This is a genomic window from Methanomicrobium sp. W14, from assembly GCF_017875315.1.
Taxonomy (GTDB): Archaea; Halobacteriota; Methanomicrobia; order Methanomicrobiales; family Methanomicrobiaceae; genus Methanomicrobium.
The window spans coordinates 111369-124396 of sequence record NZ_JAGGMM010000002.1 but is presented as its reverse complement, the minus strand read 5'-3'; the positions used below and the strand labels follow the sequence as shown (position 1 = coordinate 124396).

Here is a 13028-nt window from a genome sequence, read left to right as displayed (position 1 = left end):
TAAGACATTAAAGGAGAGAAATATTAATGGCAGCAAATCTTGGCGGACAGCCAATTTTCATTCTGAAAGAAGGAAGCCAGCGCACACGCGGACGCGATGCGCAGAGCGGTAATATTGCGGCAGCAAAAGCTGTTGCAGGTGCAGTTCGTACAACACTCGGTCCAAAGGGAATGGACAAGATGCTCGTTGACACAATCGGCGACGTTGTAATCACAAACGACGGTGTCACAATACTCAAAGAGATGGACATCGAACACCCTGCGGCAAAGATGATGGTTGAGGTTGCAAAGACACAGGACGATGAGGTCGGAGACGGTACAACATCGGCTGTAGTTATTGCAGGCGAACTTTTAAAGCGTGCAGAGGAACTCCTTGAACAGGACGTTCACCCAACGGTAATTGCACACGGGTACAGGCTTGCAGCCGACAAGGCCCAGGAAATAGTAAAAGACATTGCAATCGACGTAAAGCCGACCGACATGGCAATGCTCAAAAAGATTGCAGACACAGCAATGACAGGCAAGGGTGCCGAAGCTGCAAAGGACAAGCTCAACGAACTCGTCGTAAAGGCAATCTCAATGGTCGCAGACGAAGACGGAACCGTTGACACAGACTTTGTAAAGGTCGAGAAGAAGGTCGGTGGCACAATTGAGGACTCAGAACTTATCGAAGGTGTCGTAATCGACAAAGAGCGTGTACACCCCTCGATGCCAAAGAAAGTCGAAAACGCAAAGATCCTCCTTTTAAACGCACCTGTCGAGTTCAAGAAGACCGAAGTCGACGCAGAGATCTCAATCACTTCACCTGACCAGCTCCAGATGTTTTTGGACGAAGAAGAGAACATGATAAAATCAATGGTCGAGAAGATCGTCAGCTCGGGTGCAAACGTCCTTATCTGCCAGAAAGGTATCGACGACATCGCACAGCACTACCTTGCAAAGGAAAAAGTTCTCGGAGTGCGCCGTGTCAAAAAATCAGACCTTGAAAAGCTCTCACGTGCAACTGGTGCATCGGTTATCTCATCAATCGATGCAATTGACTCTGCCGAGCTCGGAAACGCCGGACTTGTCGAGGAGAAAAAGGTCGGCGGAGAAGAGATGGTCTTTGTAACAAAGTGCCACAACCCCAAGGCATGTACACTTATGATCCGCGGCGGAACAGAGCACGTTGTAGACGAGCTTGACCGGGCACTTGAAGACGCACTCCGCGTGGTCTCGGTTGCAGTCGAGGACAAAAAGTTTGTCGCAGGCGGAGGAGCACCTGAAGTTGAACTTTCATTAAGACTTCGTGAGTTTGCTGCAACACAGGAAGGACGTGCACAGCTTGCAATTGAGGCTTTCGCATCCGCTCTTGAGATTATCCCGCGTACACTCGCAGAAAACGCAGGTCTTGACCCGATTGACATGCTCGTGGAACTCCGTTCAGAGCACGAAAACGGCAGAAAGACATTCGGTCTCAACGTCTTCGACGGAAAGGCTGCAGACATGCTTGAAGCAGGCGTAGTCGAACCTATGCGTGTAAAGACCCAGGCAATAGCGTCCGCTGCAGAAGCAGCAGTCATGATCCTGAGAATTGACGATGTAATTGCAGCCTCCAAGATGGGCGGCGGAGAAGGCCCCTCACCCGAAGAAATGGGTGGAATGGGAGGCATGGGCGGCGGAATGGGCGGAATGCCCCCCATGATGTAAATTCCGTAAAAAAATAACCAAAAATACTTTTTTTTAGATACTTTTCATTTAAGATATGCCATGAAGCTAAAGATGATGACCCTGTAATCATTACGATTTCATAAGCGAGTTTTGGAAATAATTTTTCTATAAAATAGTTATTTGTGAAATTTTTTTCTAAAATTTTCCATAAAAGTCAAAAATATTCATTAATGATCATAGATCGTCAATCAAAATATATATATGATTAAAATAACAACAGTTCTGACTAGTTAAACGAAAATTTCCGGGGGGGAAATGATATAACTAAAAAAAAAGGCGGACTGAAGGACAAACTCTCGTTTTCCTCCAGAATTCTGATAGTCTGCCTGGTTATTGTAGTCCCTGCTTTTTTTTATGTATCCTATACCGACTACAACTCTCTTCGGGACAACTTCTACGAAAACTACAATCAGCTTAGTGAGAATACCGAAGAAAGCATTATAGAAAGCATAAAAATCGTCAATACAGGCCTTGAAATCTACGATGAAACATTCGACAAAATGATGCAAAAGGCATTTGTACCGTTTATAAAAGCTTACAACGATTCAGGCGGAGACCCCGGAAATATCGACCTTTATGCTATCAAAAAAGAACTCGGTGAAAATTATGACCTGTATATAATAGACAAAAACCACAGGGTCATAAGTTCCACAAAAAAATATGACAACGGCCTCAACTTCAGCTATGATACAAATTTCTGTGAATTTCTGGATAAAGCCCTTGTCCTTGGAGAATATCATGGCGACAGAATAGTCAGGGGAACAAGGGACACTTTAAACATAAGCAAATACGCCTATTATCCATCGCCCGACAGGGAATACGTCCTCGAGCTCTCATACGACACAAAAGACTACAGTAAGACAAGAGAACGCCTGAAATACCACGCGACAACTGACAGCATAAAGGAGATGAACCCGTACCTCTACTCGGTAAAAATATACGACATCTACGCGATGACAATAGGAGAGCCCGATGAACCCGACAATTTTACAAAAAACCTTATTCTCCAGAACGTAATCAGAAAAAGGTCTGACTTCGTTTTTAAAAACCAAACCGGAGGTACTGTGACAAGGTACAGATACATAAACCTCTCAGACGAAAATTTCGGGTCCGACATGAGCGTTGTACTGGCGTTTACCTATTCCCCGGAATCTATGCAAAAAGAGCTTAACAGGATTCTTTTTTCAAATATAGTCTCATTTCTTCTTATACTCTCACTTCTCGTAATAGTGTTTTACCTTGCAACCGATCTTATGGCAAGGCCAATCAAAAACATTGTCGGGGACGTGGACGAGATAGCAAAAGGAAACCTGGACCACAGGATCAGGATTTCAGGCGGCAGGGAATTCGTGTCACTTAGAAACAGCATAGAGAACATGGTGGGAAACCTCAAAACGACGATTGAGGAACTCAAAGAGTCCAGGAGAACTATAAAAAAGTACAACGAAGAGCTCGAAAAGAGAGTTGAGATAAGAACAAGCGATCTGAAAGAGGCAAACTCGGAGGCAAACTTTTACATAGACCTGATGACGCACGACATAAACAATGCAAACACTGCGGCGCTTGGCTATGCACAGATGATTGAAGAGTCTGCCGGTGAAGAGTCTTGCGGCAACATAAAAAGACTCATCTCTTCAATCGGACATGTAACGGAGATTATATCAAACGTTTCCCTTATAAGAACGATTAACAGCAGTGAAAAGCACCTCAAGCCGGTTTCACTGGATGCGAACATCAGAAACGTAATTCTGCACTATCCTGATATGGATATAAAACATGAAGACTCAGGATATTCTGTTCTTGCAGATGAGCTGTTAGGTGAGGTCTTCTCAAACATCATAGGAAATTCAAAAAAATATGCAGGTATTGACTGTAAAATTGTTATAACAGCTGAAGAGAAAAACGACAATATAATAGTGTGCGTTGACGACAACGGACCCGGAATAACGGACGAGGTAAAGAAAAACATATTCGACAGGCTTTTCCAGGAAAAAGGTAAAGCATTCAAAAACGGCAGCGGTCTGGGACTTTACATCGTTAAAAATCTCGTGGAAAAAAGATACGAAGGCAAAGTTTTTGCAGACGACATAATAGAAGACCACCCCGAACACGGCCTCAGAATATGCGTTATGCTGAAAAAAGCACAGACGCTGACAGATTTAGTGGACGATTAAAAAAACAACAGACACAATACCCGCCGGGCTTTAAAAGAAGAATAAGATAATTGAAAATCTTAAGGCAGATCACTTGATCTTTTTTTCAAGCTTTTTCAGCTTTTTCTGGGCGGACTTGCTCCCCCCGGCCGCCTGCTTTGAGAGTTCTTCTGCTTTGACTTTCTTCGCTTTGTTAAGCTGTTCCATTTGTTTTTTACTTCTCGGCGTTATTATTACCTCTTTATAGTCCTGAATTATTCTGTTTATTCTTTTTCCCATTTTAATAATACCCCTGCAAAGCAGGTGGCGGGAGGAGTTCAGGGTAATGCCGGGACGCAATAAATCCCGGGAAACCGGATCATACCGACACTTTCAGCCCGAGTATATTTCGTTTACCCTTTTCAAATACATCCTCTGCAATGGACGAAAGTCCCTTTGCGGCGCACCATTCGTCATAAACGTAAACCTTTGTTCCGAGAAGTGATGAAATCTCGTCCGAAATTGCTGGTGCAAGCGACCCGGCAACGGCTATTTTTGCGTTTTTATTAAGAAGCCTCATTGAAGCGCACTCCATTGCCGCAAACATCGCAACGGTTTTGTTCTGCATCTCAGAAGGGACGTTTTCCCTGACCCCTGCATGCATGAATGCCTCGTTGGCGCTCCAGACTCCTTCATCTATCTTTCTTATTCCGTCAACGTCAATCGCACCGTGCACGTTTCCCGGAGCAAATATGCAGGCATCAAATGCTCCTGTAATCTTTCCTCCGGATATCAGAAGGGTGACGGTATTTGAACTTGCATCACAGACGATAATATCGTCCCCGAGCTTCTTTGAGACCTCATACGCTATTCCAAGCTTTTCAGGACTTGTCTGGTGAGAATACACCTTGAAACGCGGGTCTGTCGGGGAAGTTCTGTGTATTCCGGGAATAACTATTGCAGGTATTCCGCTTCGTTTCACCTCATCATAGACCTTCGTCCCGCCTCCGATGTGCTCTCCTGCACCATCTCTTGTAACGACACCGCGGTTTTCAACTTTATCTATTCCCGTTATATCAGAGATACTGTCACCCATCGAATAGCAGACGGCAATGCCTTCAATTTTATCTATGTCGCATAAACAGCCTAAATCACGGTATTCAAAGGACACGGCATCCGTTCTTGATATTTTAAAATGCTTCTCCCCCGTTGCGAAACGTATTGCAGTCGTTCCATGATCAATTCCTATATACATTTCAACTCCTGTAACTTTTGCGCTTAAAACCACAAATAATCTGCGAAGACCAGCGTTTTTTCTCTTTTTTATACCTGAAAAAGAAGCATTCTTCAGGGGTATCGGTGACATCTTACGTATTTATATATCAGTCTCCTGCAATTTTTACCAGAAAACACAAGGACAGAATATTTTTGATAAAAATCTGCCCAAAATACACTTAAAAAATTAAAAGGATGATGAAATTTGACAGAAGGATTTGAAAACCTTAACCTGAAAATTTTTGCATTAATCTTCGCACTAACGGCTGTCTGCATTATAACCCCTTTTACATGGGCTTTACCGGCGTATGTCACCAACTTCGCATACGCTCTGATGCAGGTGGCCCCGTTCATATTTCTTGCACTGCTTTCTTATATGTCTGAAAGGTACCCGGGACTAAAGATATTTGCAACCCTGCTTCTCCTGGTGATAATTCTTCTTATGGCGGTAGTCTCGTTAAGCTCAGGGATATTACCACTTCTTCCTTCAGGGTTTTTTGAGAGTCTTGAATCAGGAGGCGGTGAACTTTCAGTAAACACAAATGTTATGGATTCAACAGAAATGGCACAGATTGTTCCGGGAATAGCCTTTCTGCTGCTTTCAGCTTTTGCAGCCGTTCTCCTCTCGCTTGCAGGGCAGATTAGAGCTTTCCGGGTATTTTTATCACGGTACATCCCGATAGACCCTGACTCTTTTGTTCATAAGACCGCACTCACTCTTATACTTGCAATAACGCTTCTTTCGTTCGTGCCTCTTTTAGTGACGGGCATTGCACCATTTCTGTCACCTGCATTTCTCGACAGTTCTGTAAGCTCTATACTGTCTGAAGGAATAATCTCACAGGATATCTTTTCGCTTTTATGGGTAATAGCGGCCTCTTTTATTGCGGCTGGTCTTTGGATTAACAGAAGTCTTCCTGAGGTTCTGGAAAGACTGGGTCTTAACAGAATTTCCAAAAAAGAGTTTTTGTACGCAGTCGGGTTAGGTGCCGTCATGGTGGGTGTATTTCTTGTCATAGACAACGGAATAACGGCAATCTGGGAGTTTTTCGGGTGGACTGTCACGGATTCCGATTCGGTCAACCTGCTCTTCGCAGCTTACCTGACCCCGGCCGCAGCATTTATCGGCGCGATATCGGCAGGGTTCAGCGAAGAGATTGCTGTAAGAGGGCTTCTGCAGCCAAGGTTCGGGATACTGATACCGTCAGTTCTTTTTGCATCCCTCCATGCATTTCAGTACAACTGGGACTCGGTTCTCGCTGTCTTCATTGCAGGAATCGTATTCGCGCTCATAAGAAGATACTACTGCACCACGGTATCTGCGATAACGCACACCGTCTATGACCTGATACTTTTCTGTGCACTGATTCTCGGACTGGGGATTTAAAAGCAAAATAAAATCTTTTTTAAGCACCCGCATTATTTCTGCACTCTTTTTATCTACTATAGTTGCGAACAGAATAATAATGTTGCATATCCGCGATACTGAGGCTGCAAACAACAATATTCCAAAGAATCCGGAAATTTCTTCAGATGAGTTTGAAGAAAGGCTTGAAAAACTGCGCAAAAACTCTGAAAAAGTCGTCAAAAACACTGAAGAAGAGCTCAAAACCCTCAACGAGATGAGGTGGAAGCTTAGATATACAACTCTGATTCTTATCGCGGCGATTATAATAAATGCGGTGCTTTTGTACTTCGACACCTGGAAGTTTTTCCTCTACTGGATTATGGCCTCGTTCATATTCCTGATGATTAACCCTTTCCTTCTGATGCTTCCGACAGACGTAGGTGAGATCAAGTCCTATATACACTATTTCAGGGAACTGAAAAACAGGGAGAAGAAAAACACAGAAGAAACTGCAAAACCCGATAAAAAGTCTTTAATAAGCGCCGGGACTGCCGACAAAAAGGAGATGATAAAGAACCTTTCGAAGCAGAGAAAATATTTCTACGAACTTTTCTGGAATCTTTTCTTCATAAACTGCCAGCCGCTTGCTCCGGGTTTTCTGGTGCTGTTCTCTTTTTCGTCCGTATTCGCGTTTGTCGGATGGAGAATCGGCACTTTTGAGTCATACTCGTCTGTTATTGTAATCGTGCAGTCTCTTGCGATTATCTTCTTCTATATCGCAATAGAATACGTCCAGCCTTACTCACGCGGATTTTTTTTGGGGATGCTCGGGATGCACTCCAGATTCAGGAAAAGATATCATGATAAATGGACCCTGGGCCTTAAATACGCTCTTTACGCAGCAGTCATCATCATTGGGATGGGCCTTATTTTCATCGCGGTGATTCTTCTCCCGGGATTTACATATCACAGTTTCATATCGGCAGAGGCCGACTTTGACATCGATATAGGGGCATTTATCGTAATCTTTGTACTCCAGACGATTTTTGTAAGGTACCTCCAGGGGAAATACAGCAGGGTTCTTGTGTACAACCTCCTTACGTCAAAGCTGGAGATAATAAAAACCGAAATCCTGCCGGCAATATCAAAACTTGAATCTGAAAATACCGGCGATTCTACACCAAAGAAAACTGAGATGCTTGAAAAAATTAATGCCGAAATTATAAGAAATGAGGTCATGAGAACGGATTACAGGTCACTTTTCGGGTATTTCCCGGTATGCCTGATAAACCCTGACATAAACGCGATAAAAAGTCTTGCCGAAAACGAAGACAAAAAGCATGATAAAAATTAAAACATCCTAAAATCCTCTTTTTTTACGAGTATTATTCCGGCAGCATGGTCAGGGGTTAATGAAATCCACGGATTTTTACCCCTGGAGAAATACTATATTTTATTATTAACAGGTTTTTTAAAATTTCAATAAAAAAAGGGGCTTAAAAGCCTTATATCGTATCTAGTTTGAAGGTTTTAATGAAGATTTTTCCACTTTGAAAACGCTGCTTATCCATTTTTGGAGGTTTTTTGAAGGTTGGAAGGTTTAAGTGACTTAAGGTGAAAAACCTTTTTTTGGAGTTGTAGTTGTAGTTTTTGTCTTTTTTATTTTACCACCTCCTGGTGGTGTCCTTTGATACTATACAGTCTTCTCATGAGCATATAAATGAATTAAATCACAACGGAAAAACAGTATAACCAAAAGGTTATACTCCATAAACCACTTTTACACAGGATTATGCCTTCAAAAAAAACAGGTAAAAAATAATTTCAGAAAATTTTTCCACTAAAACCCTATTTGAGAACTGATCTCAGGCAGTGCATTCGGTTTTCTTTTTGTACCTGCGTTTTAAAACCTCCATTATAAGGACAAGAACAAGTCCTGCCGCAAACGCCGCCAGTGCACCGGAGGAAAATCCGCCTGCAGCCTCAACCTTTACGACAAGCATTCTCGCCGAGCCTACCATAAGGCCTGTGAGAAACGCAAGCATAACCGCATGATAATGCTTTAAAAGATATTTCAAAACCCTTGAGAACAGGAGAAGCCCGATTAATCCACCCACAACATAGGATATAATTTCAGGAAACGACAGCGACTTAAGAGCTGACAGAAGGAATTCATACTGGTTCATAAGAAGAGTTATGTAGGCGCCCGAGATTCCCGGAAGGATCATCGCACAGATTGCAATCAGTCCTGTTACAAAAATAACAGGAAGAGAATGCCCGAGGACTGCCGGGTTTAAGCCCGCTACAACGTAGCCGGCAACAAAACCCAAAAACAGAAAAACAAATGCAATCCTGTTTCTTGAGCATTTCTCAATTTCAAGAAGTATCTGCACTGCAGAAGCCATGATAAGCCCGAAGAAGAACGCAAATGTAAACGCTGTGTATTTGTCGAGGAATATAAGTATCACGTGGGCGAGGCTTACTACCGCAAGGCCTATTCCTGCAACAAGTGCAATAAGAAAAAAAACATCTATTCTTTCCAGTTCGCTTTTAAACGAGCGGAAGTCGAGTCTTACAAGAGATATCACAAGTTCGGGCCGGATATTTCCGATAGCGGTTATCAGGCGCTCGTAAATTCCTGTGATAAGAGCTATAGTCCCCCCGGAGACGCCGGGTATTATATCGCAGGCACCCATAAAAAGGCCCTTTAAAAAGACAAAAATATATTCTTTTAGTGGTATTTCAGCCATCCTGTATTAAATATTGATCTGGTGTCTATTTATGGTTTTTAAGAAACACGAAAATCACAAAAAAGCATGACCTACACCAAGACCAAAAAATTCTTTTGCATTTATGAAAATATGAAAAAACGGCCTGTAAACAATTAAGAATCCTGTTCTTTTAAAAATTTCAAAAATATTATTTTTTTATTACTTTGTCCCGAAAAGCCTGTCTCCAGCATCACCGAGACCGGGGACGATGTAACCCTTGTCGTTTAAGTGAGAGTCGACAACAGCAGGCATTATGTCTACGTCAGGGTGATCTGCTGCCATCTTTTCCAGGCCTTCGGGTGCTGCAAGGATGCACAAAACCCGTATATTTTTGCAGCCCTCTTTCTTCAAAAGCCTGCACACGGCCGAAGTAGTCCCGCCTGTCGCAAGCATCGGGTCAAGCACATATATTTTTCTTCTGCTGATGTCTGCCGCAAGCTTTGCATAATACAGCTTCGGCTGAAGGGTCTCGGCGTCACGGTAATAGCCGATGTAACTTATCTTTGCAGTAGGTATCACCTGCATGAACCCTTCCTGCATCCCGATTCCTGCACGGAATATCGGAACTATGGACGGGTCGATTCCGGCCATTCTCTGTACATACACCGGTTTTCCCTCCCAGCCAGGAACTGTTGCATCCTCAAGCTCCCAGTCCTTTGTCGCTTCGTAAGTAAGAAAAGTGGTGAGCTCGGTTATAAGCTCCCTGAAATCCTTTGAATTCGTCTCTATGTTTCTTAGCATCCCCAGCTTGTGCTTCACAAGCGGGTGCGATACGGAAATTACGGACATATTTAAAAGTCAACTCCCAGTTTGTCTTCGTTTGTCTCCTCCTTTGTTTCAGGAAGCACAAGGTTTAAAATTACACCAAGAATCGCCGCAAGACCGACTCCGGCGATTTTTGCGTCGCCTATAGGCACAAAAAGACCTCCTACTCCAGTCACAAGGACAATTGAAAGAATAATAAGATTTTTGCTGCATTTAAGATCAACCCTGTTCCTGACGAGCTGGTCGACACCGAGACTTGCAATCAGGCCGAACAGAAGAATCATGACTCCGCCCATAACGGGAAGTGGTATAGTCCTAAGGAAAGTGCCTATTTTTCCAATAAATGCGAATACGATTGCAAATACCGCAGCAGACGTCATTATATACGGGTTGAACGATTTCGTGAGTGCGACAGCCCCCGTAACCTCCGAGTACGTGGTGTTAGGAGGACCTCCTATAAAGGACGCGATAAATGTTGCGATACCGTCTCCGAGCATTGTCCTGTGAATACCGGGGTCTTTCAGGTAGTCCTTTCCTGTAACCGAACCGATTGTCAGGATGTCACCGAAATGCTCTATTGCAGGGGCGATTGCAAACGGGACGATGAATATTATCGCTGCAAGGTTCCATTCCGGGAGGACAAATTCAGGCATTGCAAGCCAGGCGCTTTCGGAAAGGCCGGAATAATCGACCACCCCGAGAATTACCGAGACGATGTAGCCTGTAGCGATTCCGCAGAGAATCGGCACCAACTTAAGCCAGCCTTTAGCGTACGCAAAGACCACGATTGTTGTAATAAGCGATATGAAAGCAATCAGAAGAGAGATCTCTACAGGAATCACCTGTACTCCGTCAGACTGGCCGAGCGCCTCCGCAACGGCCGTAGGGGCAAGTGAAAGACCTATCACTGCAATTACAGGGCCCACGACGACCGGCGGGAATATCCTCTGGATGACTTTGACGCCGAAAAACTTTACTGCCGCACTTAAAACAACATAAAAAAGACCCGCTGCTGCAAGACCGCACATGGTGCCGGGTATTCCCCATGTCGCAACACCATATGTTATTGCCGGGATGAACGCAAATGACGATGCCAGAAATATAGGAACCTTCCACCTTGTTATCACCTGAAAAATAAGTGTTCCTATACCTGCGGTGAAAAGCGCCACGCTGGGATCAAGCCCGGTTATCAGAGGCACAAGGACCAGTGCTCCAAACGCTACAAAGAGTATCTGAAGACCGGAAACCGCTTTTTTAGAAAAATCTACCAGATTAAAAGACTCCATTTCTTAAAACTCCAAAAGGAAGGACCCACATAACAATTAAACCTCCCGTAAACGCCTGAAGGCGGTAAATGGCATCATTTCAGAAGGCATCTCCTGAAACAGGGCAGAAAGCCTTTTCCATAAATTTTTTTCCTGCACCGGAATATACCTATTCTTTTGACGCCGGACAAAGGCACCGGAAAGAAAGTGATGAGAAAAACAGATTAAAAGCAGATCATACAAAATTTTTGTGCAGCTTTTTTGCACGCACAATCTCAGCCTTAAGCTCTTTTGAAGCACAGGTGATATCTTTTTTTGACACTACGGCAGAGATTACCGCACATCCGTCCGCTCCTGCAAGAATGACCTTTTCAATGTTGGACATGCAGATTCCTCCTATGCCTATTACCGGAACGGAGACGTTTTCACAAATTTTTCTGAGTTCTGAAATGCCGTTTCCTCTTCCCGCATCAGGCTTTGACAACGTGTCAAACGTAGGACTAAGAGCGATATAGTCCGCGCCGCCACGCTCAGCAAAAAGCGCCTCTTTCAGGTTTCCGACCGAGACGCCGATAAGAAAACCTTTCGGGGAGACCTCTCTTGCCTCGGAAAGGGGCATATCCCCCTGCCCTATATGTACACCATCGGCACCGCTGTCTATTGCCGCGTCGATGTTGTCGTCGACGAAAAAGAGGCCGCCGTATTTTTTCCTGACTGCACAGATCTCATCTGCGACCGGCATCAGCTCATCGTATGAAAAATTTTTGTCACGGAGCTGGACGCAGTCGGCACCTCCCGCATATGAGAGCTCGGCTATCCTTGCATGGGAAACCCCGCCTGATATCTTTTCGTCCGTTACGACGTAAAGATCATACGCCATTTATTTCCCGGATCTTTGCATCCACGCCGAGTTCGACAGGCCTTAACCTGTAGAGTTCGTCGCACAGGCCCGTCCTGAAGGAATACGGCCCCTTTGCGTAAACGGAAGCCTTCTCACCGCAAAGGCCGAACGTGGCAAGAGCGGACGCCGCTGCTACAAGGTAGTCATCGGAGCAGACAGCAGAAAAAGCCCCGGTGAGAGAGGACGCCATACACCCCGTTCCCGATAGGTTTACCATCATGGGATGGCCGTTTTCAACCGATAAAACGCTGCTCCCGTCAGTCACTATGTCCTTCGGACCGCTCAGTGCGACGACCGCACCTGTAAGCTCCGAACATTTGAGGGCGGTCTGAACGGGGTCGTCCTCAAGGGAGCCTGAATCGACACCCCTGACCGTTGCCTTTGCACCGGCAAGGACCCCGATTTCACCTGCGTTTCCCTTTATTACGGAGATTATCAGTTCATCCGTAAGCTTTAGTGCGGCTTTTGTCCGAAGTTTCGTCGCACCGGCACCGACCGGGTCTAAAATCACCGGTATCCCGAGGTCGTTTGCAGTATTCCCGGCGATAAGCATGGATTCTATAATGTCATGATTGAGGGTCCCTATATTAAGTACAAGTGCGCCTGCAATGGATACCATTTCAGAGACCTCATCCTTTGAATCGGCCATAACCGGGGATGCGCCTGCGCATATAGTTATGTTTGCACAGTCATTCACCGTCACATAATTGGTTATATGATGAACAACCGGTTTCTCAGACCTTATTTTTGTCAGCATTTCAGCAGCAGTCTTTCCGTCCATTGTAACAGTATTGGACGGGGTAGAACATATTTCTGATGAAAATTCCGATTATTAATACCCATCCCCCCATAAAATCAAAAT

At 44.4% G+C, this 13028-nt stretch carries 11 protein-coding genes; 4 read left to right on the top strand and 7 right to left on the bottom strand.

Annotated features, from left to right (window positions below; genetic code table 11):
* Window positions 1–26: 26 nt before the first annotated feature.
* Both thsA and J2128_RS06465 read left to right on the top strand, forming a co-directional pair.
* The gene (thsA, locus tag J2128_RS06470) at window positions 27–1688 is read left to right on the top strand and encodes a thermosome subunit alpha (protein ID WP_209690335.1); all 1662 of its coding nucleotides are present in this window, start codon (window positions 27–29) and stop codon (window positions 1686–1688) included.
* Window positions 1689–2209: 521 nt separating this feature from the next.
* Window positions 2210–3883, top strand: a complete 1674-nt coding sequence (locus J2128_RS06465; protein WP_209690334.1) for a HAMP domain-containing sensor histidine kinase — start codon at window positions 2210–2212, stop codon at window positions 3881–3883.
* 69 nt (window positions 3884–3952) lie between these two features.
* On the opposite strand, the gene J2128_RS06460 is transcribed toward J2128_RS06465, so the two are convergent.
* Window positions 3953–4141, bottom strand: a complete 189-nt coding sequence (locus J2128_RS06460) for a hypothetical protein (RefSeq protein WP_209690333.1) — start codon at window positions 4139–4141, stop codon at window positions 3953–3955.
* A 79-nt stretch (window positions 4142–4220) separates the two neighbouring features.
* Window positions 4221–5096, bottom strand: a complete 876-nt coding sequence (locus J2128_RS06455; protein WP_209690854.1) for a methanogenesis marker 12 protein — start codon at window positions 5094–5096, stop codon at window positions 4221–4223.
* A 225-nt stretch (window positions 5097–5321) separates the two neighbouring features.
* Here J2128_RS06455 and J2128_RS06450 point away from each other — a divergent pair, with 225 nt between their 5' ends.
* Both J2128_RS06450 and J2128_RS06445 read left to right on the top strand, forming a co-directional pair.
* Window positions 5322–6503 (top strand): CPBP family intramembrane glutamic endopeptidase, encoded by a 1182-nt coding sequence (locus J2128_RS06450; RefSeq protein ID WP_209690332.1) that lies wholly within the window; start codon window positions 5322–5324, stop codon window positions 6501–6503.
* A gap of 79 nt (window positions 6504–6582) precedes the next feature.
* A complete protein-coding gene (locus tag J2128_RS06445) occupies window positions 6583–7818 on the top strand; it encodes a hypothetical protein (RefSeq protein WP_209690331.1) in 1236 nt (411 codons plus the stop codon).
* Between the two features lie 511 nt (window positions 7819–8329).
* Here the strand turns inward: J2128_RS06445 and J2128_RS06440 are convergent.
* From J2128_RS06440 to thiM, 5 genes are all read right to left on the bottom strand, one after another.
* On the bottom strand, window positions 8330–9214 hold the full coding sequence (locus tag J2128_RS06440; protein ID WP_209690330.1) for a DUF368 domain-containing protein: 885 nt from the start codon (window positions 9212–9214) through the stop codon (window positions 8330–8332).
* Window positions 9215–9394: 180 nt separating this feature from the next.
* Window positions 9395–10024 carry a uracil phosphoribosyltransferase gene (gene upp / locus J2128_RS06435; RefSeq protein ID WP_209690329.1) on the bottom strand — a complete coding sequence of 210 codons (630 nt, stop codon included), beginning with the start codon at window positions 10022–10024 and terminating at the stop codon, window positions 9395–9397.
* Window positions 10025–10026: 2 nt separating this feature from the next.
* Window positions 10027–11286 (bottom strand): uracil-xanthine permease family protein, encoded by a 1260-nt coding sequence (locus J2128_RS06430; protein ID WP_209690328.1) that lies wholly within the window; start codon window positions 11284–11286, stop codon window positions 10027–10029.
* A gap of 214 nt (window positions 11287–11500) precedes the next feature.
* On the bottom strand, window positions 11501–12145 hold the full coding sequence (gene thiE / locus J2128_RS06425; protein WP_209690327.1) for a thiamine phosphate synthase: 645 nt from the start codon (window positions 12143–12145) through the stop codon (window positions 11501–11503).
* Window positions 12135–12947, bottom strand: coding sequence for a hydroxyethylthiazole kinase (thiM, locus tag J2128_RS06420; protein WP_209690326.1), 813 nt, complete (start codon window positions 12945–12947; stop codon window positions 12135–12137). Before thiM ends, thiE begins: the two co-directional genes overlap by 11 nt.
* Window positions 12948–13028: the final 81 nt, after the last annotated feature.